This is a genomic window from Microbacterium sp. KU4F, from assembly GCF_056868075.1.
The window spans coordinates 2,981,299-3,001,069 of sequence record NZ_CP200324.1; the positions used below are offsets into that span (position 1 = coordinate 2,981,299).

Annotated in this window: 16 protein-coding genes, 1 pseudogene and 1 riboswitch; of the genes and pseudogenes, 9 read left to right on the forward strand and 8 right to left on the reverse strand. The window is 71.3% G+C overall.

The annotated features are described in order from the left end of the window. Nucleotides 1-232: 232 nt before the first annotated feature. Both nagA and AC1VNH_RS14845 read right to left on the reverse strand, forming a co-directional pair. Nucleotides 233-1,379, reverse strand: a pseudogene (gene nagA / locus AC1VNH_RS14840) (N-acetylglucosamine-6-phosphate deacetylase). Then, the gene (locus tag AC1VNH_RS14845; protein ID WP_483112276.1) at nt 1,376-2,863 is read right to left on the reverse strand and encodes a family 20 glycosylhydrolase; all 1,488 of its coding nucleotides are present in this window, start codon (nt 2,861-2,863) and stop codon (nt 1,376-1,378) included. The pseudogene nagA and the gene AC1VNH_RS14845 overlap by 4 nt, the downstream one beginning before the upstream one ends. Nucleotides 2,864-2,959: 96 nt before the next feature. Beyond that, nucleotides 2,960-3,043, forward strand: a riboswitch (ZMP/ZTP riboswitch). Between the two features lie 36 nt (nt 3,044-3,079). Between AC1VNH_RS14845 and glyA the strand changes: the two genes are divergently transcribed. The 3 genes from glyA (at nt 3,080) to AC1VNH_RS14860 (ending at nt 6,842) form a co-directional block, all read left to right on the forward strand. Further along, nucleotides 3,080-4,354 carry a serine hydroxymethyltransferase gene (gene glyA / locus AC1VNH_RS14850; protein WP_483112278.1) on the forward strand — a complete coding sequence of 425 codons (1,275 nt, stop codon included), beginning with the start codon at nt 3,080-3,082 and terminating at the stop codon, nt 4,352-4,354. Nucleotides 4,355-4,492: 138 nt separating this feature from the next. After that, nucleotides 4,493-5,377 (forward strand): bifunctional methylenetetrahydrofolate dehydrogenase/methenyltetrahydrofolate cyclohydrolase, encoded by an 885-nt coding sequence (locus tag AC1VNH_RS14855; protein ID WP_483112279.1) that lies wholly within the window; start codon nt 4,493-4,495, stop codon nt 5,375-5,377. Nucleotides 5,378-5,525: 148 nt separating this feature from the next. Beyond that, nucleotides 5,526-6,842 carry an amidohydrolase family protein gene (locus AC1VNH_RS14860; protein WP_483112280.1) on the forward strand — a complete coding sequence of 439 codons (1,317 nt, stop codon included), beginning with the start codon at nt 5,526-5,528 and terminating at the stop codon, nt 6,840-6,842. A 15-nt stretch (nt 6,843-6,857) separates the two neighbouring features. Here the strand turns inward: AC1VNH_RS14860 and AC1VNH_RS14865 are convergent, their stop codons facing one another. Then, the gene (locus AC1VNH_RS14865; protein ID WP_483112281.1) at nt 6,858-7,835 is read right to left on the reverse strand and encodes a PDR/VanB family oxidoreductase; all 978 of its coding nucleotides are present in this window, start codon (nt 7,833-7,835) and stop codon (nt 6,858-6,860) included. Nucleotides 7,836-7,953: 118 nt separating this feature from the next. On the opposite strand from AC1VNH_RS14865, the gene AC1VNH_RS14870 reads away from it, so the two are divergent. The 4 genes from AC1VNH_RS14870 (at nt 7,954) to AC1VNH_RS14885 (ending at nt 12,053) form a co-directional block, all read left to right on the forward strand. Beyond that, nucleotides 7,954-9,168, forward strand: coding sequence for an amidohydrolase family protein (locus tag AC1VNH_RS14870; protein WP_483112282.1), 1,215 nt, complete (start codon nt 7,954-7,956; stop codon nt 9,166-9,168). A gap of 136 nt (nt 9,169-9,304) precedes the next feature. Next, complete coding sequence (locus tag AC1VNH_RS14875; protein ID WP_483112283.1) at nt 9,305-10,627, forward strand: FAD-binding oxidoreductase; 1,323 nt, start codon at nt 9,305-9,307, stop codon at nt 10,625-10,627. Continuing rightward, entirely contained in the window at nt 10,624-11,409 is a 786-nt protein-coding gene (locus AC1VNH_RS14880; protein ID WP_483112285.1) for a creatininase family protein, read from the forward strand. The genes AC1VNH_RS14875 and AC1VNH_RS14880 overlap by 4 nt, the downstream gene beginning before the upstream one ends. Beyond that, nucleotides 11,406-12,053 (forward strand): pyridoxamine 5'-phosphate oxidase family protein, encoded by a 648-nt coding sequence (locus AC1VNH_RS14885; protein WP_483112286.1) that lies wholly within the window; start codon nt 11,406-11,408, stop codon nt 12,051-12,053. The genes AC1VNH_RS14880 and AC1VNH_RS14885 overlap by 4 nt, the downstream gene beginning before the upstream one ends. Before the next feature lie 122 nt (nt 12,054-12,175). Here the strand turns inward: AC1VNH_RS14885 and AC1VNH_RS14890 are convergent, their stop codons facing one another. Beyond that, nucleotides 12,176-12,856, reverse strand: a complete 681-nt coding sequence (locus tag AC1VNH_RS14890) for an NAD(P)H-dependent oxidoreductase (protein WP_483112287.1) — start codon at nt 12,854-12,856, stop codon at nt 12,176-12,178. Next, complete coding sequence (locus AC1VNH_RS14895; RefSeq protein WP_483112289.1) at nt 12,853-13,290, reverse strand: MarR family winged helix-turn-helix transcriptional regulator; 438 nt, start codon at nt 13,288-13,290, stop codon at nt 12,853-12,855. The genes AC1VNH_RS14890 and AC1VNH_RS14895 overlap by 4 nt, the downstream gene beginning before the upstream one ends. Before the next feature lie 280 nt (nt 13,291-13,570). Here AC1VNH_RS14895 and AC1VNH_RS14900 point away from each other — a divergent pair, with 280 nt between their 5' ends. Further along, entirely contained in the window at nt 13,571-15,043 is a 1,473-nt protein-coding gene (locus AC1VNH_RS14900) for an NAD-dependent succinate-semialdehyde dehydrogenase (RefSeq protein ID WP_483112291.1), read from the forward strand. Between the two features lie 33 nt (nt 15,044-15,076). On the opposite strand, the gene AC1VNH_RS14905 is transcribed toward AC1VNH_RS14900, so the two are convergent. From AC1VNH_RS14905 to AC1VNH_RS14915, 3 genes are read right to left on the reverse strand one after another with little or no spacing between them, the layout of a single operon-like run. Beyond that, entirely contained in the window at nt 15,077-15,919 is an 843-nt protein-coding gene (locus tag AC1VNH_RS14905) for a carbohydrate ABC transporter permease (RefSeq protein WP_483112292.1), read from the reverse strand. Then, nucleotides 15,912-16,829, reverse strand: a complete 918-nt coding sequence (locus AC1VNH_RS14910) for a carbohydrate ABC transporter permease (RefSeq protein WP_483112294.1) — start codon at nt 16,827-16,829, stop codon at nt 15,912-15,914. Before AC1VNH_RS14910 ends, AC1VNH_RS14905 begins: the two co-directional genes overlap by 8 nt. Further along, nucleotides 16,822-18,135: an ABC transporter substrate-binding protein gene (locus AC1VNH_RS14915; RefSeq protein ID WP_483112295.1), complete on the reverse strand. Its 1,314-nt coding sequence runs from the start codon at nt 18,133-18,135 to the stop codon at nt 16,822-16,824. The genes AC1VNH_RS14910 and AC1VNH_RS14915 overlap by 8 nt, the downstream gene beginning before the upstream one ends. A gap of 207 nt (nt 18,136-18,342) precedes the next feature. On the opposite strand from AC1VNH_RS14915, the gene AC1VNH_RS14920 reads away from it, so the two are divergent. Beyond that, complete coding sequence (locus AC1VNH_RS14920) at nt 18,343-19,764, forward strand: LLM class flavin-dependent oxidoreductase (RefSeq protein WP_483112296.1); 1,422 nt, start codon at nt 18,343-18,345, stop codon at nt 19,762-19,764. The last annotated feature ends 7 nt before the right edge of the window (nt 19,765-19,771 follow it).

Sequence of the window (19,771 nt, forward strand, 5' to 3'; positions counted from 1 at the left end):
GCCCAGCGCGAAGCCCGGCGGGCCCCTTGCCCGCGAGACCGGCACCGCACCGCGTCCGCGCCCGCTGCGCGGATGCGGTGCCTCCGGGCGCGAGACTGTCCCCACAGCCCCTCTACGCCCGCTGCGCGGACGCGGAGCCTCCGGCTGCGTGGGCCCATCTCCCGCACGAGATCACGAGTAAACACCGTGATCTCGTGACGAGGATGCAGTTTCGGGGGAGCACCCGGCGGCCTCAGACGGGTTCGCCGGCCAGCCACACCCCGGCGACGCGGAGGTCGGCGGTCAGCAGCACCGCGTCGGCGAGGCGGCCGGACTCCAGTGCTCCGAGATGATCGAGCCCCAGCACGCGCGCGGGCGTCTCGGTGAGCGCGTGCACGGCGGCGGGCAGCGCCACCCCCGCCGTCACCGCGACGCGCAGCGCCGCATCCTGCGTCAGCGTGGAACCGGCGATCGTGTCGGTGCCGGCCACATGTGCGACGCCGTCGGCGACCTCGACGTCCAGTGCACCCAGGCGGTAGTCGCCGTCGGCGGCACCGGCGGCGGCCATCGCGTCGGTCACGAGCGCGACGCGCCCCGCGGCGGCGGATGCGGCGATCCGCACGATGTCCGGATGCAGGTGCACACCGTCGGCGATGATCTCCAGCACGACGCGGTCGTCCGCGAGCGCCGCCCCCACCGGCCCGGGAAGCGGTGGTGGAGCCCGGGCATCGCGTTGAAGGCGTGGGTGAGCACCGTCGCTCCCGCATCGAACGCCTCGGCGGCGAGGGAGGCGTCGGCTGCGGTGTGACCGACGGCGGCGACGACGCCCGCCGCGACGATCCGCCGAACGGCGTCGAGGCCGCCGGGAAGCTCGGGCGCGAGCGTCACCTGGCGCACCGTCCCGTCGCCGGCCGCCAACAGCATGTCGAGCGTCTCGGGGTCGGGGGCGCGCAGCAGGTCGCCGGCGTGTGCCCCCCGGTGACTCGGTGCGAGGAAGGGACCCTCCAGATGGGAGCCGAGGATGTCGGGGTCGGTGCGGGCCAGCCCGCGATCGTCTCCAGCCGCTCCACGAGGTCGCCGAGCGTCGCGGTCGCGAGCGAGAGGACGGCGCGAGTCGTGCCGTGCGCGCGGTGCAGCGCCCGCGCGGCGCGGACCGCATCCGGTCCGTCCTCGTAGGAGTGGCCGCCGCCGCCATGCCCGTGCAGGTCGATGAATCCGGGGGTGAGCACCGCGTCGGAGCCCGCCTCGGCGCGCCCATCGACCACCACGTCGTTGGAATGTTCGCGCCAGCCGTCGCCCGTGCCCCGATGCGTGATGCGGCCCACCTCCCACCGCACCCAGCCGTCCGGCGTCTCGCGGCCGCCGTCGACGATCCGTACCGAGTGGACGATCACGCTCACCGCCACGGCACGCCGTCGATCCGGCCGTAGGCGAGCCCATCGGCATCCCACCGGGTCGCGAGATCCGCCAGACGCTGGCGGAAGCTCTCCCACGACCGGGATGCACCCGTCGACCACGCCACCTCGGCGGCCGCGGCGAGGCGCGGGAACGCCATCTGTTGGATGTCCTCCTCCGTGCGGATCGTCTCGGTCCACAGCGCCGCCTCGACGCCGAGGATCTGGTCCTCGCGGATGCCGGAGACGACCTCGCTCGGCTCCCAGTCGTAGGCACGGCGCAGCGGCGTCGGACCGTTCGCCCACGTGAGCCCGAGGGGACAGTCGGCGCTGTCCTTCATGTCGAGGTACACCGCGTCGGCGGGGGAGAAGATGAGGCGTCCGCCGCGCTCGACGAAGCCGCGGGCCTTCTCGTCGGCGCCGTCTACGGGGTGCAGGAAGCCCCAGTACTGCCCGATCGTGCCGGCCGTGAGGTGCGCGGCGCTGCCCGCTTCGTGCCAGGCGACGGGGGTTTTGCCGAGCGACGCCACGAGCGCGGTGACCTCCGCGATCGCCTGGTCGTAGTCGTCGCGCGACGTGCCGAGGGCCTCGTCGCCGCCGATGTGGAGGAAGGATCCCGGCGTCAGCGCGGCCAGCTCGGTGAACACGTCGCGCAGGAATGCGCTCGTCTCCGCATCGCCGATGCGCAGCGACGAGAAGCCCACGCCGAAGCCCGTGTACGCCTGCCCCGCGACGGGCAGACCGCCGCCGAACTGCGCGGCCGTCTCCTCCAACTCGGCGCTGACGACGGGAGCCTGGGCGATCTCGGGGTACGCGAGCCCCACGGCGTGCGTGTGCCCCGGCACGTCGAACTCGGGGATCACCGTGATGTGACGCGAGGCCGCCGCATCCAGGATCCGCTGCCAGTCGGCGCGCGAGTAGCAGCCGCCCGCATCGCCCAGGGCCGCCGAGTCCGAGGCGTGCTCGGCCAGCCGCGGTCGCGAATCGAGCGCGAGTCGCCACCCCTGATCGTCGCTGAGGTGCAGGTGCAGCACGTTGAGCTTGAGCTCCGCCATCCGATCGAGGAGGCGCTCGACGACGTCGACGGCGAAGAAGTGCCGGGCGACGTCGAGCATCAGCCCGCGGTGGGCGAACCGCGGTGCGTCGTCGATCACCGCGGCGGGCCACACCCAGCCCTGCCGGGTCGGTGCCAGCAACTGCAGCAGCGTGTGGACGCCGTGCTGCAGGCCCGCGGCATCGGATGCGGTGAGCTCCACCGCGTCCGCATCGATCCGAAGCCGGTACGACTCCGCCGCGCCGTCGCGATCGATGCGCAGGCGGATGCGGGCATCCGGAGCGGTGACCGGTGACAGTCCCGTGCGGCGGCGCAGTCGTCCGACCAGGAGAGCGACCGCATCCGCCTCGCCGGTGATCGAAACCGCCTCCGTGACCGAGAACGCGCCGTCGCCGAGGGCGACGGACGCCGGTCGCGGAACCAGGCCGGTTGACATGTAAGGAACCTTAACAAACCCGCCTCCGGTGCACCATGTGTTCGCCGCGGCGGTGCCGGGCGTTCAGGTGTGCCTCGCGTCCGCGTCCGGTATGCTCGATGCCGTCGCGACTGGCGTTGAGGTGGATGACCACCGGGGAGCGACCGACACGGTATTCGGCCGTACGCCTGGGCCGATACGGAACCCATCTGTCCGAAACCGTCGTCAGGGAGAGTCATGACCGACCCGTACTTCAACGCCCCCCTCTCAGAGGTCGACCCCGAGATCGCCCAGGTGCTCGAGCGCGAACTCGAGCGTCAGCGCGGCTACCTCGAGATGATCGCGTCCGAGAACTTCGTGCCCGTCTCGGTGCTGCAGTCGCAGGGCTCCGTGCTCACCAACAAGTACGCCGAGGGCTACCCCGGCCGCCGCTACTACGGTGGCTGCGAAGAGGTGGACGTCGCCGAGGAGCTCGCGATCGCCCGCGCCCGGTCCCTCTTCGGTGCCGGCTTCGCCAACGTGCAGCCGCACTCCGGTGCCTCCGCCAACGCGGCGGTGCTGCACGCGATCGCCCGTCCTGGCGACACGCTGCTGGGTCTCTCGCTCGACCAGGGCGGTCACCTCACGCACGGCATGAAGATCAACTTCTCCGGCCGGCTCTACAACATCGTCGCCTACGGCGTCGACCCCGAGACCAGTGTCATCGACATGGACGAGGTGCACCGCCTCGCCGTCGAGCACAAGCCGAAAGTCATCATCGCCGGCTGGTCCGCGTACCCGCGCCAGCTCGACTTCGCGCGTTTCCGTGAGATCGCCGACGAGGTCGGTGCGTACCTCTGGGTCGACATGGCGCACTTCGCCGGCCTCGTTGCCGCGGGTGTGCACCCGAACCCCGTTCCGCACGCGCACGTCGTCTCCTCGACCGTGCACAAGACGATCGGTGGCCCCCGCTCAGGCTTCATCCTCACGAACGACGAGGATCTCGCGAAGAAGATCAACACCGCGGTCTTCCCGGGCCAGCAGGGCGGTCCGCTCATGCACGTGATCGCCGCCAAGGCGACCGCGTTCAAGCTCGCGGCGACCCCCGAGTTCAAGGAGCGCCAGGAGCGCACGGTCCGCGGCGCGGCGATCCTCGCCGACCGGCTCGCGCAGCAGGACGTGAAGGATGCGGGCATCGCGGTGCGCTCGGGCGGCACCGACGTGCACCTGGTTCTCGTCGATCTCCGCGAGGCGGCCATCGACGGCAAGCAGGCCGAGGACCTCCTGCACGACATCCACATCACGGTCAACCGCAACGCGGTGCCCAACGACCCGCGTCCGCCGATGGTCACCTCAGGTCTGCGCATCGGCACGCCGGCGCTCGCGACCCGCGGTTTCGGTGACGCCGAGTTCACCGAGGTCGCCGACATCATCGCGCTCGCGCTGCTTCCCGGCGCCGACGTCGCGGCGCTGCGCACGCGCGTCGCCGCGCTGACCGCCGCGTTCCCGCTGTACCCCGACCTGCAGCAGTGATCGGAACGGATGCGGCAGCACCGGGTGTTGCCGCATCCGTATCCCTACGTGCATAGTGATTGAGTACCCTCGGTCGCGACGCTGCGCTCCTCGCGCAGGCCGGCGCGTGTTCGGGGCGGGCTCGAAGAGGAGACGACAATGACCGCGATCACACTCGACGGCGTCCGCACCGCGGCCGCGATCAAGGAAGAGCTCACCGCGCGCGTGGCGGCGCTCGCCGAGCGGGGAGTGGTTCCCGGCATCGCCACGGTGCTGGTGGGGGCGGACCCCGCCTCGCAGCTGTATGTGGGAATGAAGCACAAGCAATCCGTCGCGATCGGGATGAACTCGATCCAGCGTGAGCTGCCCGCGGATGCCACGCAGGAAGACGTCGAAGCGTTGATCGACGAGCTCAACGCCGACCCGACCTGCCACGGCTACATCGTGCAGCTGCCGCTGCCCCAGCACCTCGACACGGATCGCATCCTCGAACGGATCGACCCCGATAAGGATGCGGACGGCCTGCACCCGACCAACCTCGGCCGCCTGGTGTTGAACGTGAACACGCCGATCACCTCGCCGCTGCCGTGCACGCCGCGCGGTGTGATCGAGCTTCTGCAGCGCAACGGCTACGACCTGGCGGGCAAGCACGTCGTCGTCGTCGGTCGTGGCGTGACCATCGGCCGCTCGATCGGGCTCCTGCTGACACGCCGCGACATCAATGCCACGGTGACCCTGACCCACACCGGCACGACGGATCTCCCGTTCCACCTCGCGCAGGCGGACGTCGTCGTCGCGGCCGCCGGCGTCAAGCACCTCGTGCGCGCCGAGCACCTGCGCGCGGGGGTGGCGGTGCTGGATGTCGGCGTGACGCGCGAGACGCATCCGGAGACGGGCAAGAGCATCGTCTACGGCGATGTGCACCCCGACGTCGTGGAGGTCGCCGGGTACGTGTCGCCGAACCCCGGCGGCGTGGGCCCGATGACGGTGGCCCTGCTGCTCACGAACGTCGTCGAGGCCGCGGAGCGCGCGGCGGGGCTCTGACCTGCCACGGCACAGCTCAGTCGCGACGCAACTCAGCCGATGCTGCGGGCTCCGGCGGATGGAGACGGTCCAGGAGCGGTTCGTGGCGGAGCTGTGCACGCGCGCCCGCGGTAACGTGCCGGTGATCTCGGGCTGAGACGATCGGGCCATGCTCACCCTGCGCGGCGCACGCCGCATCCTCATCGATCGTCAGACCGAGCGGGACGGCGACCTCGTGCTCGACGGCGGAGTGGTGTCGGCGTCCGCGCCGGCCGAGGCGATGGGCGAGCAGCTCGATGCGTCCGGCTGCGTCGTGACGCCGGGACTGATCAATGCGCACCACCATCTCCTGCAGACCGGCTTCCGCACGCTGCCCGCAACCCGCGGCGTGCCGATGCGGGACTGGCTGCCGGCGATGGCGGCCGCCTACGCCGACGCCGGCATCGACGCGTCCCTCACCGGGGCCACGGCGGCCGCGGGCGTCGCGGAGTCGCTGCTGAGCGGGGTGACGACGGTGGCGGATCACCAGCTCAACTGGCCGGACCCGGCGCGCTCGCCGCATCCCGTCGACGACACGGTCGCGATCGCCCGGTCGGTGGCGGATGCGGCCGCCGAACTCGGCGCCAGGCTCGTCTTCGTGCGGGGCTCGGCCCGAGACGCTCCGGAGGCGGCGGAGGCGAGCGCGAGCGCCATCGCCGCCCACTTCCTCACGCCGGATGCGGGCGGGGTGTGCGCCGACGGCATGCTGCAGCTCGCGGTGGGGCCCGCGGGCGTGCACTCCGATGGTGAGGACACATTCCGGGCGCTGGGTGCAGTCGCGCGCGAGTACGGACTTCGCCGTCGCACGCAGGCGAACGAGCAGGTCGACACCCAGATCGCATTGGAGCGCTACGGCCGGCGGCCCCTGGACCTCCTGGAGGAGTGGGGCTGGGTCGCACCCGATGTCACGATCGCGCACCTCTGCGATGTGACCGACGCTGAGATCGACCGCCTGGCTGCGGCGGGGGTCACCGCGACGCACGCCCCCGGTTGCGACGTGCCGATGGGATGGGGCATCGCGCCCGTCACGCGGATGCGCGACGCCGGCATCCGCGTCGGACTCGGCACCTCCGGCGGCGGGTCCAACGACGCCGGACACCTGCTGGCCGACGCGCGGCTGGCCCTGCAGGTGTCGGCGCTCGTGGGTCCGCAGCTCGACGCGCGAGACGTCCTGGAGATGGCGACCGCCGGGGCGGCGGCAGGGCTCGGCCGGCCCGAGCTGGGTCACCTGAGGCCGGGAGCGGCGGCGGACGTGTGCGTCTGGGACGTGGACACGGTGGCGGATGCGGGTGTCGCGGACCCCGTGGCGGGACTGCTCTGGACCGCCCCCGGACGCAGGCCCCGGCACGTGATCGTCGCGGGGCGTGTGGTCGTGCGCGACTACCGTCTCGTGCAGGGTGACGAGCGCGAGATCGTCGACCGGCTGCGCACGCGGGTCGGCCGCTGAGCAGCGTCCGCGCGCTCAGAGATCGAGCACGATCCGTTCGCACGCCGCCCGCGAGACGCAGACCATCATGACGGTCGAGTCACGCTGCTCGATCGGGGTGAGCACCGAGTCGCGGTGCTCGATGTCCCCCTCGAGCACCGGCACTTCGCACGTGCCGCATGTGCCGCGGCGGCAGCTCGACAGCACGAGTGTGTCGGGTGACTGCTCGCGGATCGCGTCGAGCACCGACTGCTCGGGAGCGACCACGACGACATCGCCGCTCATGGCCAGTTCCACCTCGAACGGGTCCGGCCACACCGGCGCCCCGAACTCCTTGGCCTCGAACCGCTCGACGTGCAGCGCACGCTCGTCCACACCCGCATCCAGCGCGTCCAGCATCCGCTTCGGGCCGCACGCGAACACGGCCGTGCGTTCGTCGACGGATGCGGCCAGTGCGTCGATGTCGAGGCGGGCGCCCTCGTCGCCGGCGTGGATGCGCACGCGGTCGCCGTACGTCTCAGAGAGTTCCGCGGCGAACGCCATGTTGGCGCGTGAGCGCCCCGCGTAATCCAGCTCCCACTCCGCGCCGGCGGTCTCGGCCGCGGCGGCCATCGCTCGGATCGCCGTGATGCCGATCCCGCCCGCCACGAACCGATAGCGCGTGCCGGGGGAGACCTCGAACGGGAAGTGATTGCGGGGTCCGCGCACGCGCACACGCGTGCCGACCGCGAGCTCGTCGTGCACGCGCACGGATCCGCCGCGCCCGCCCGTCTCGCGCAGCACCGCGATGCGCCATCGCCCGCGCTCCGCCGTGTCGCCGCACAGCGAGTACTGGCGCTCCACCGGGCCGGTGCCGTCGGCATCCGGAAGGATCACGTCGAGGTGGGATCCGGGGGTCCACGCGGGCAGATCGCGCCCGTTCGGAGACGCCAGGTCGAAGGCGACGATGTCGTCGGCGAGCGCGGTGCGCTCCACCACGACGAGATCGCGTTCGACGTCGCTGAAGTAACTCACAGCGCGCCACGCTAATCGGCCCGTATGACGAGCAGATGACGAGAGACGCGTTACCGGCGGGAAACGCGCGCCGGATACGGTCGGCGCTGGTGCCGGACGGCGCCGGAGAGGCAGCACCATGACCGAGTCGCCGCAGTCCACGATGATCGATCGGATCGCGGGGGCCACACTCGCGGACGGTTCCCGCGTCGACGTCGTGATCGAGGACGGCCGTGTCGCCGCCGTGTCGCCGGCGGCCCCCGTGCCCGCAGCCGGTGCGCGCGACCTCTCCGGATACATGCTCCTTCCCGCGGCCGCAGAGCCGCACGCGCACCTCGACAAGGCGCTCAGCTGGGACGCCATCCGCTCGCCCATGGGCGATCTCCGCGCCGCGATCTCGGCGTGGCGGGTCTACGCCGAGACGATGACGGTGGCGGACGCGGCCGCGCGGGCTCGCGCGCAGGTGCTCCGGATGCTCCGCAACGGCACCACCGCCATCCGCACGCACGTCGACGTGCTGCTGGGAGATGAGCCCCTGCGGGGTGTGGAGGCGCTCGTGGCGGTGCGGGAGGAGCTGGCCGCACTCGTGGACATCGAGATCGTCGCCCTCGCCGGCCCCGACGTGCCGACCGCGCACCTGGAGGCGGCACTGGATGCGGGTGCCGATGCCGTCGGAGGGGCCTCGCACCTCGCCGATGATCCGCTCGCCGACCTCCGCCGCCTGCTCGATGTCGCCGAGCGCCGAGGCGTTCCCGTCGACCTGCACACGGATGAGGGGCTCGCGGCCGCCGTGACCCTCGACGCCTACGCCCGACGCACCCGCGGATGGCCGCAGAACCGCTCCGCGGGGCACTGTGTGCGACTGGGCACCCTGGACGAGCCCGCGCGTGACGCGGTCATCGCCGAGGTCGTCGCGTCGGGCGTGGGAATCATCGCCAACCCCATCACCAACCTGTCGTTGCAGGGGTGGGGTGTCCCCGTGGCGACGCCCCGCGGCATCGCGCCTGCCCGGGCGCTGCTGGCCGCGGGTGCGCGGTTCGCCGCCGGCGCCGACAACGTGCGCGACCCGTTCAACCCGCTCGGCCGCGGTGACGCGCTGGAGACCGCGATGCTCCTCATCGTCGCCGCGCACCTCACCGCCGACGAGGCGTACACCGCGGTGTCCGCCGGTGCGAGGGAGGTCATGGGGCTGCCCGAAGCGGGAGTCGCGGTCGGCGCCCGCGCCGATCTGCTCGCCGTGCGCGCGGACTCGCTCGTGCAGGCGATCGCTGAAGCGCCGGCGGATCGCCTCGTGATCCGCGGTGGGCGCATCGTGGCGGCCACCGCGACCGAGGGCTGGGTCGCCGCCCCCTGATCGCAAACCGCGTGTTGCGTGCGCGAAACATGAGCGGCGCATGATGATCGCGGGCCACGGCCTCTGCGCGGCGAGTGACTCATCACCCGGCTCGTCGCGCTCCTTCGTCGGGAGATGCACGCGAAGGAGGATTCCTATGACCGCACCCGATTACGTCGCCCTCGAGGCGGAGCTGCGCGATCTGCTGGGTCCGCGCGGCGTCTCCAGCGACATGCGCCAGCGCGAGAAGGCATCCGTCGACGGTGCGCGGATGTCGCCGATCATCGCCGAGCTGCTGCCGTTGGGGATCGCCGACCTGGTCGCTTTCCCGACGACCGCTCAGGAGATCGCGGACGTCGTCGGCCTCGCCGCACGTCACGGTGTGGCCATCACGCCACGCGGCAAGGGGACCGGCAACTACGGTCAGGCGATCCCCATGTCGGGCGGACTCGTGCTCGACACCTCGCGCGCCCGCACGATCGTCGAGGTGGGCGACGGCTGGATCACGGCGGATGCGGGTGCGCCCCTGAACGCGCTCGAGGCCGCCGCCCGCGCGGCCGGCCAGCAGCTGTGGATGTACCCGTCGACCGTGCACACCACGATCGGCGGATTCCTCGCGGGCGGCTCCGGTGGAACGGGAACCATCGCCCACGGCTCGAACGACATGGGGTTCGTGCTCGCGCTCGACGTCGCCACGCCCGCATCCGGCGGCGCCCTGCGACACGTGGAGGGCGACGAAGCGCAGGGATTCGTGCACAACTACGGCACCGCGGGCATCATCGCCCGCGCCACCGTGCGCCTCGAACCGCTGCAGGACTGGCGTGGCCTCTACGCCTCCTTCCCCGACTTCTCCGGCGCCCTGTCCGTGCTGCGGACGCTCGGCCGGATGACGCCGGCGCCGCGGCTGGTGTCGGCCGACACCCCGCACATCACCGCCCAGCTGCCGCCCGACGAGGCGTTTCCCGCGCGGCGCAGCTCACTGCGCATGATCGCCGACGCCGGCATCCTCGACGACGCGATCGCCCTCATCGAGCAGGCCGGCGGGCGGATCGAGGATGTACGCGAGGGGCCGGGCGTCAGTGCCGCCATCTCCGTGCTCAGCTACAACCACCCGATCGAATGGCTGCAGAAGTCCGAGCCGGGCGTGTACTTCCACGTCGAGGTGTCCGGTGACGCGCTGGTGGAGCGCATCGACGAGGTGCACGCCGTCTACCCCGGCGGCCGGCTGCACATCGAGGCGGGCCACACCGTTCCGATCGGGATGCTGGCGGGCGTCTACGAGAGCCCGGAGGCCGTCTACGCCGGCATCGAACGGCTCGGTGAACTGGGCGTCGGCGTGCACAACCCGCACCAGTGGAACGTCGACTTCCGCCTCGCCGAGACGGTGGAGCTCGCGCGGCAGACCGACCCGCAGGGCCTGCTGAACCCGGGCAAGCTCAACCCCGACTACGCCGGCCCGACCAAGGGGGCGATCCGATGACGGCGGCGACGAGGCGATGGGACGACCTCTCCGGGCCGGCACTGGTCGCGGCCACAAGCGACCGATCGATCGCCGTCGTGCCGATCGGGGCGATCGAGCACCACGGTCCGCACCTGCCGCTGCGCACCGACACCCTGATCGCCGAGGCGGTCGCCACCGCCGCCGTCGCGCGCGTCGCCGCGCAGGGGGTGGATGCGTGGCTGCTCCCGACGCTCGCGTACGCGAAGTCCGATGAGCACTACTGGGCGCCCGGAACCCTCTGGATGGAGGGGACGACCCTGCTGCAGCAGCTCATCGAGATAGGCCGCTCCATCGCGCAGACGCCGGTGCGTACGGTCGCCTTCGTCAACGGACACGGCGGTAACGTCATGCTGCTCGGCTGGGTCAACAGGGAGCTCCGCCGCCGATTCGGGCTGCGCTCGTTCTCCATGGGCTCGGGTGCGGGCGTCGCGGGCGACGGACGCGACGGCCGGCCCGACGAGCTCGGTCAGGGCATCCATGCCGGTTGGGGGGAGACGTCGGTCGTGATGCACCTCGCGCCGCACCTCGTGGCGGAGGAGCTTCCGCCACGCAATGTGCCCGAGCGCGTCGCGGGGCTGACCCACATCGGCTTCAACGCCAAGCCCGTGATGTTCGGATGGACGAGCGACGACTTCGGCGCCGACGGCGTGATCGGGGATCCCACCGGCGCGAACGCCGAGGACGGGCGTCGGATCTTCGAGGCCGGCGTGGACTTCGTGGCGGAGGCGCTCATCGAGATCGACGGATTCGAGTTCGCATGACCGACCCTCCCGCATCCGACATCGTCGCCCTCCGGGTACCGCGCATCGACGTGGCCACCGACCCGGTGCACGCCGACGATCCGCCGCGCGATCCGCTCGCGCTCGCGGCGTCGTGGCTGCCCGGCGACGGTGAGGAGCGCGCGTTGATGACGCTCTCCACGGTCGACGAGGACGGCTTCCCCCGCGCGCGCACCGTCATGCTGACGGAGTTCGACGGGGAGCGCTTCTTCTTCCACACGGATGCGGCGAGCCGGAAGGTGCGGGACCTCAGCCTCAACCCGCGGGTCGCGTTGACCGTGCTGTGGCCCGGCTTCACGCACCAGCTCGTCGTGCAGGGGACCGCCGCCGTGGCGGAGGAGGACGAGATCGCGCGCGCCTACGCCGGCCGCTCCGACTACCTGCGCCAGCTCGCGTGGCTCAACACAGCGGAGTACGCCCGCCAGCCGCGTGCGCGCCGGGAGCGGCAGTGGGCCGCATTCGCTGCGGCGAACCCGCATCCGACGCAGCCCGACGGCTGGATCGGCTACGCGGTGCGTCCGCGGCGCCTGCTGTTCTGGACGTCGCACCCCACCGCCGCGAGCCGCCGCCTCGAGTACGTGCGCGAGGAGGGCGGCGGCTGGATCTGCCGGCACCTGCCGGGCTGAGTCGTGCCGCGTGCTCGGGTGCGCGCCCCGCGCCGGTCGGAGAATGTGCGCAATGTCGGAGGATCCGCGCCGCATCCTCCGACATTCGCGCGAATCTCCGACCGAGCGAGCGCCCAGGCCGGTCAGACGCCGGCGCCGGCCCCCGCACCGGCTCCGGCCCCGGCCCCCGAGCCCGCGGGTGTGCGGCGTCGGACTGGGCGCTCCGCATCTTGCGCGCCCAGCCGGCCCGCCTGGGCGATCCAGGCCCGACGCGTCTCGTCGCTGCGGTGGCGCACCTGGTCGAAGCGGGTCACCCCGATCGTGCGCACGCCGCAGTAGCCGAGTACCGCGTTTCGCAGACTCGTCTCCGCGGCGTGACGGTACACGACGGCGTTCCACACGCGGGGCGAGTCCATCGTCATGACGATGCGGGCGGTGCGGCCGGTGAGCAGCTTGTCCCACAGGGGGCCGGTCGGGCGATAGCGGAACGCGAACCCCGACAGGAACACGCGGTCGATGAAGACCTTGAGGGCGCCGGGGTACGTACCCCACCACTGCGGGAAGAAGAACACGAGATGCTCGGCCCACGCGATGTCCTCGATCGCTCGCGCCGCGACCGCATCCAGCGGTGCGTCGTCGGACGTGCGGGGCATCCGCACCTCGCCGGGCGTGCGCGGATGCGCGGGAGCCTCTTCGGCCGCGAGGTCGATCACGCGGACCTCCGCGCCCGCGGCACGGGCCGCATCCGCGTACGAACTCGCGAGGGCGTGGTTGAGGGTGTCGGGCAGCGGAGTGCCGACGATGACGACGATCCTGGTGCTCACGGGGTCTCCTTCTCTTGGACGAGCTCCGTCAGCACCTCCAGCTGACGGGCGAGCACAGCGCGATCGACTCCGGTGTCGATCAGGCGCGGATCGTCGAAGAGACTCATGAATTCGCCGTCGAGCTCACCCCCGGCGCGCTCGACGAGGCTCGCGCCCGCATCCGTCAGGCCGACGAGGATGCGGCGCCCCGGACCGTTCGAGGTGCGTATCCACCCCGCCTCGGCGAGATGCGGCATCCGCTTGCTGACCGCGGCCTTGGTGACCATGAGGCACCGCGCCAGGGAGGTCAGATCGAGCGGTTGCTGATCGGCGATCGTGGCGAGGTAGATGAAGTCGCCGATCGAGATCCCGTAGCCGCTGCGCAGACGTGCATCCGCGAACGCGTCGATGGTCGCGACGAGCTCGTGCAGGGTGAAGGAGATCCGGTCGGCCACATCCTGAGTCAACCAGTTGACACCGAGTGAGTCAACCAGTTGACACGTGGTGTCTGTATGCGACCGTCGGAGAATGCGCGTCCCGTCGGCGGATGCGCGCCGGATCCTCCGACGTCGGCCCGAATCTCCGACCGGCGACGCGGATGGCAGCGCCGGAGGTCTGTACGCGGCGGCGAGTCCGGATGCGGGGGCGCGCCGTGCGGGCGAATGCTCGGGGCTCCGCGGCGGATGAGAATGGGCAGGTCCCGACGGCGGGATGACCCAACCGAGGAGAGCCGAGATGACCGCACTCACCGAGACCGACCTGCTCGCCCGCGTCCGCTCGCAGCTGTTCATCGGCGGCGCGTGGCGCGACGCATCCGACGCCCGGACGCTCGACGTGCGCGACCCCTCCACCAACGCGGTCGTGAAGACGATCGCGAGCGCGACGGTGGAAGACGGCGCCGCAGCACTGGATGCGGCCGTCGACGCGTTCGAGTCGTGGTCACGGACCCCGGCGCGTGAGCGGGCGGAGCTCCTTCGCCGTGCGTTCGACCTGCTGCAGGAGCGCAAGGAGGAGTTCGCGCTGCTCATGACGATCGAGATGGGCAAGCCGCTCGCGGAGGCTCGTGGCGAGGTCGTCTACGGGGGCGAGTTCCTGCGGTGGTTCAGCGAAGAGGCCGCCCACGTGCAGGGGCGGTATGGCGCCAACCCCGAGGGCACCGGCCGCATGATCGTCTCGCAGCACCCGGTCGGGCCGTGCTACCTCATCACCCCCTGGAACTTCCCGCTCGCGATGGCGACGCGCAAGATCGCCCCCGCGCTCGCCGCCGGGTGCACGGTGGTCATCAAGCCGGCCGAGCTCACCCCGCTGACGACGCTCTACTTCGCCCAGCTGCTGCAGGATGCGGGTCTGCCCGATGGCGTGGTCAACGTGATCACCACGTCGCATTCCGGCGCCGTGTCGGAGCCGATCATCCGCGACCCGCGCCTGCGCAAGCTGTCGTTCACGGGCTCGACGCCGGTCGGTGTGAAGCTGCTCGAGCAGGCAGCCGGCGGCGTGCTCCGCACCTCGATGGAGCTCGGCGGCAACGCGCCCTTCCTCGTCTTCGACGATGCCGACCTCGACAAGGCCGTGGAGGGCGCGATGGCGGCGAAGTTCCGCAACATCGGGCAGGCGTGCACCGCCGCGAACCGCTTCCTCGTGCACCGCAGCGTCGTAGAGGAGTTCACTCGCCGCGTCACCGAACGGGTGCAGGCGATGAGGGTCGGCCGCGGCACAGAGGAGGGCGTGGCGATCGGTCCGCTCATCGACGACCGCGCCGTCGCGAAGGCTGCGGCTCTGGTGTCGGATGCGGTCTCGCGCGGTGCGAGCGTGCGCACCGGCGGGTCGACGATCCAGGGCGAGGGCACCTTCTTCGAGCCGACGGTCGTTTCCGACGTCGCGGCGGGAAGCGACATCCTGCGTGAGGAGATCTTCGGGCCGGTGCTGGCGATCGTCCCCTTCGACACCGAGGACGAGGCGGTCGCGCTCGCCAACGCGACCGAGTACGGACTGGTGTCCTACGTCTTCACCGAGAACCTCGCCCGCGGTCAGCGCATGATCGAGCGCCTCGAGACCGGGATGATGGGGCTCAACATGGGTGTCGTCTCCAACGCGGCCGGGCCCTTCGGCGGGTGGAAGTCCTCCGGCCTCGGCCGCGAGGGCGGGGCCGAAGGCATACACGAGTACCTCCAGACCAAGTACACGCTGACCCCGAACCCGTTCGCCTGAGCATCGGCGGGCCGGAGCGCAGCGAGGAACGCGTCAGCGCACCGCGCCGGAGGTGAGGCCTCCGACGAGCCACCGCTGCAGGAACACGGCGGCCGCGAAGACGGGGATCACCCCGATGACGGATGCGGCCGCGATCTTGCCGACGTGAGGGGTGCGCTCCCCGTAGAACAGCGAGAGCACCACGGGCAGGGTCCGGGCATCCGGCGACTGGGTCAGGAAGGTCGCGAGCAGGAACTCGTTGTAGTTCAGTACCCCGGCGATGATGCCCACCGCGACGAGCGCGGGAGCGACCAGCGGGGCGACGACCGACACCAGGACGCGCAGCGAGCCGGCGCCGTCGATCCTCGCCGCCTCCTCGATCTCGATCGGGAGTTTGCGGAGGAACCCTTCCAGCAGCCAGATCGCGACGGGCACGTTGACCAGCGCATAGACCAGGGTGAGTCCCCACAGCGTGTTGTTCGCGCCGAGCAGGCGCAGCAGGGTGAACAGCGGCACGACGGCGACGATCGGCGGCAGCAGCCACGGGCTCATGATCGTGCCCGCCAGCGTCGCGCCGCCGGTGCGGAAGCGCACCATCGCCCAGGCTCCCGGCAGGGCGATCAGCAGGGAGACGACGGCGCCTCCGACCGCGGCGATCAGGGAGTTCGCGATGCCGCGCAGCAGGTCCGACTGCGTGAGCACCTCGGTCCAGTTCGAGAACTGCGGCACCGCAGGGATCAGCACGCCCTGACCCGTCTCGTTGCGGCCCATGAGCGATACCGACACCAGGTACAGCAGCGGCACCACGAAGAACAGCACGAGAGCTGCGAGCACGACGGTGGACAGGATGCTGCGCCGAGACGCACGCGGACGCCGGGAGACGAGGAGCTCACTCATGGTTGGCCTGCAATCTGCGCGCCACGAGGGCGAAGGGAAGGGTGGCGACGGTCACGAGGACGGCGAGCAGCAGGGTGATGACGGCGGCCTTGCCGAGGTCGAACTCGCGCAGGGCCGCCTGGTAGATCAGGTAGGACGTCGTGGTCGTGGCCTGCCCCGGACCTCCCGAGGTCATCATGAAGACGAGGTCGAAGACCTTGAACGCCAGCACGAGGCGGATGAAGAACGCCGCCGCGACCACGCCCGAGATCGCCGGGAGCGTGATGTGCCGGAAGAGGGCGAACCCGTGCGCGCCGTCCAGGCGCGCCGCCTCGAGCGTCTGGGCGTCCTGTGCGAGCAGCGCCGTGAACACGAGCAGGGCGACCAGCGGCGTCCACTCCCACACATCCGCGAGGGCGATGCCGGGCAGGGCCCACGTGGTGGAGGAGAGCGGGGCGATCGCGTCGCGGGGAGCGCCGAAGAACCCGAGCACGGTCGCGAGGAGCCCGCCGCCGGGGTTGTAGACGAGCTTCCACAGCGTTCCGACGATGACCGGCGGTGTGATGAGCGGCAGCAGCAGGAGCGTGCGCACGAGGGAGCCGCTGCGCACCGCGCCGTGAAGCGCGAGCGCAGCCACGACGCCGAGCGCGAGGCTCACCGCCGACACCCCGAGGGTGTACACGAGGGTGCGACCGAGGGTCGCGACCGCGTCCGCATCCCCGAGCACCTTCTCGATGGTCTCGGTGCCCACCCACTCCTGGAACGGCCGGCCGAGCGAGGAATCGGTGAACGCCGCGCCGAGGATGAACAGCAGCGGGTACACGCCCAGCACGACGAGGGCTAGAACGCTGGGTGCCACGAGCGCGCGGTGCGCCCACGCCGGCCCCCGAGGGGTGCGGCGCGGGCGCGCGGGCGTGAGAGCGTCAGCCAAGGAGCTCTTCCCACTCCGCCTGGGTGGCGTCGAGGGCTTCCTTGGCGGTGACCTCGCCCGCGACCAGCTTGGCCAACTCGTCCGTCAGCACCTCCGCGGCCTGCGTGGCGTTCTTTCCGGTCGGCCAGGCGAGCGCGCCGTCGAGCGTGGCGCGGTTCACGCGCTGCAGGTCGGGGTATGCGGTGCCGTAGGCCTCGCTCTCGAGCGAGGAGATCCGGTTGGGATCGATACCCGTCTGGGGATCCGCGACGAGGAGCTCCTTGTTGACGTCGCTGGATGACGCCCAGGCGATGAAGTCGCGTGCGAGATCCGTCTTCTGGGTGTTCGCGGCGACCACCCATGTGAAGCCCGCGACGAGGGAGGCGCGGGAGGTCGTGTTGTCGCCGCCGACCGGCAGCAGCGTCACGCCCCACTCGCCCTTGACCGTGGAGTCGGGGTTGGTCTCGGACCCCACCCCGAGGTCGGTCCAGTTCTCGATGAAGGCCGCGTGCCCCGCGTACCAGGCCGAGTTGCCCTCGCCGAAGGCGGTCTCGGCGGGGGTGGGGTAAGCGGAGGGCAGGGCGTCGGCGAGCGACTGGGCGGCGGCGATCGCCTCGGGGGAGTTGATGACGGGCTTGCCGTCGGCGTCGACGAACTCGCCGCCGAAGCCCGCGAGACGGTTCGCGAAGCTGGCGCCGAGGATGAGCGGCGACTTCTGACCGAAGATCACGTTGCCGTAGACGCCGTTCGCGCTCTCGTTCGCGGTGATCGTGCGGGACTGCTCGATGTACTCGTCCCAGGTGGCGGGCGGCTGGGTGAAGCCGTTCCGCGCCAGGATCTCCTTGTTGTAGAACAGCACGTGCGTGTCGCCGTCGAACGGGAGCCCGTACCGGCGGCCATCGACCAGGCTGTACGGATCGTAGATCGAGGGGATGAAATCGTCGGTCTTCAGGTCGGCGTCGCTGTCGATCCAGTCGGTGAGGTCCTGGATGGCGCCGGCATCGGCCAGGTCGCCGATCGACACGTACCAGGGCGCGGCGACGTCGATCGTGTTCGCGCCCGACTGCTGATCGAGTGCGAGGGTGTTGCCGATCTCGTCGTAGGGCACGATGACGGGGTTGATCTTGATCCCTGTCTCGGCCTCGTAGCGCTCGGCGAGCAGCTTCGACGCGCCCTCGTGCGACGAGATCAGCAGGACGGTGAGCTCTTTGTCGCCGCCGTCCGCCGCAGCGGATCCGCCCGCGCAGGATGCGAGGGCGAGGGCGGTGACCGCGAGCGTTGCGGGGACGGCGAGCCGGCGCAGGATGCGGTGGGAGGAAACGGACATGACGGGCCTCTCGGGTGGGGGAGAGTGCGGGCTGTGGACCGCACGGTCCGCCATCCTGCACGGGGGCCGGCGGGCGTGCACCGCGGATCGTAAGGAAACGTCATGCGCGATGCCGCATGAACGCGTGTGTCGGACCGACGTGGGCGGGCCCGAATCGCGCTGCTAGTTTTCCGGCCGTACGGCGCCCGCCGGCAGGAAGGACGGATGATGAGCAAGCCCCTCATCCTCAACGCGTTCGAGATGAGCTGCGTCACGCACCAGGCCCCTGGGCTCTGGCGTCACCCGGACAACCGCGCCGACGAGTACAACCGGCTCGCGTACTGGACCGAGCTCGCCCAGCTGCTCGAGCGCGGCGGCTTCCACGCGATCTTCCTCGCCGATGTGCTGGGGGTCTACGACGTCTACCGGGACTCCGCGGCACCCGCGCTCCGCGACGCCGCCCAGATCCCCGTGGGCAACCCGCTCCTGCAGATTCCCGCGATGGCCGCCGTCACCGACCGGCTCGGCTTCGGCGTGACGATCGCCTCGACGTACGAGCATCCCTACTCGCTGGCGCGCACGCTCACCACCCTCGATCACTTCACGGGCGGCCGCGTGGGCTGGAACGTCGTGACGTCGTATCTCAACAGCGCGGCACGCAACCTGGGCCTGGGCGACCAGATCGCCCACGACGACCGCTACGGCATCGCCGACGAGTTCCTCGATGTCGCCTACAAGCTGTGGGAGGGGTCGTGGGAGGACGGCGCCGCCGTGCGCGACCGCGAGGCCGGTGTCTTCACCGACCCCGAGAAGGTGCACCCGATCCGCCACCACGGCACCCACTTCGACGTCCCCGGCATCCACCTCGGCGAGCCCTCTCCTCAGCGCACGCCCGTGATCTTCCAGGCGGGTGCGTCGCCGCGCGGACAGGAGTTCGCCGCGCGGCACGGCGAGGCCATCTTCATCAACGGCCTCACCCCGGAGCTGACCCGTCGCACCACCGACAGCATCCGTGACAAGGCGGAGGCGATCGGCCGCCCCCGCGATTCGGTGAAGATCCTCACGCTCGCCACGGTGATCGTCGCCGAGACCGACGAGCTGGCGCAGGAGAAGTACGCCGACTACCGCTCCTACGTCTCGCTGGAGGGAGCGCTCGCGCTCTACGGCGGCTGGTCGGGCATCGATCTGTCCACGCTCGATCCGGACGAGCCGCTCACCTACGTCGACACGGATGCGGCGCGCTCGGCCCTCTCGATCTTCACGAAGGCGGATCCCACACGCGCGTGGACGCCGCGCGACATCGCCGAGTACGTCGGGATCGGGGGCATCGGCGCCGTGATCGTCGGCAGCCCCACCACCGTCGCCGACGAGCTCGAGCGCTGGATCGAGGTCGGCGGCGTCGACGGGTTCAACCTCGCGTACGTCGTGACGCCGGGCACGTTCGAGGACATCGTCGAGCTCCTCGTTCCGGAGCTGCGCCGCCGCGGACGCCTCGATGACGGCGGTCGGATCGGCGGAACGCTCCGCGAGCGGCTCACCGGCGACCCCGTCATCGCCGGGTGGCATCCCGCCCACGCGTATCGCGGAGCGTACGTGGGCGCCCCCAGCGCCGCCGACAGCTCCGCATCCCTCGTCTCCACTCGCGCTTGAGAAGGAA

Bases quoted from the DNA above. Each gene is read 5' to 3' on its own strand.
- AC1VNH_RS14845 (WP_483112276.1), bottom strand. From the start codon at position 2,863: ATGTCAACCGGCCTGGTTCCGCGACCGGCGTCCGTCGCCCTCGGCGAC.
- glyA (WP_483112278.1), top strand. From the start codon at position 3,080: ATGACCGACCCGTACTTCAACGCCCCCCTCTCAGAGGTCGACCCCGAG.
- AC1VNH_RS14855 (WP_483112279.1), top strand. From the start codon at position 4,493: ATGACCGCGATCACACTCGACGGCGTCCGCACCGCGGCCGCGATCAAG.
- AC1VNH_RS14860 (WP_483112280.1), top strand. From the start codon at position 5,526: ATGCTCACCCTGCGCGGCGCACGCCGCATCCTCATCGATCGTCAGACC.
- AC1VNH_RS14870 (WP_483112282.1), top strand. From the start codon at position 7,954: ATGACCGAGTCGCCGCAGTCCACGATGATCGATCGGATCGCGGGGGCC.
- AC1VNH_RS14875 (WP_483112283.1), top strand. From the start codon at position 9,305: ATGACCGCACCCGATTACGTCGCCCTCGAGGCGGAGCTGCGCGATCTG.
- AC1VNH_RS14880 (WP_483112285.1), top strand. From the start codon at position 10,624: ATGACGGCGGCGACGAGGCGATGGGACGACCTCTCCGGGCCGGCACTG.
- AC1VNH_RS14885 (WP_483112286.1), top strand. From the start codon at position 11,406: ATGACCGACCCTCCCGCATCCGACATCGTCGCCCTCCGGGTACCGCGC.
- AC1VNH_RS14900 (WP_483112291.1), top strand. From the start codon at position 13,571: ATGACCGCACTCACCGAGACCGACCTGCTCGCCCGCGTCCGCTCGCAG.
- AC1VNH_RS14905 (WP_483112292.1), bottom strand. From the start codon at position 15,919: ATGAGTGAGCTCCTCGTCTCCCGGCGTCCGCGTGCGTCTCGGCGCAGC.
- AC1VNH_RS14915 (WP_483112295.1), bottom strand. From the start codon at position 18,135: ATGTCCGTTTCCTCCCACCGCATCCTGCGCCGGCTCGCCGTCCCCGCA.
- AC1VNH_RS14920 (WP_483112296.1), top strand. From the start codon at position 18,343: ATGAGCAAGCCCCTCATCCTCAACGCGTTCGAGATGAGCTGCGTCACG.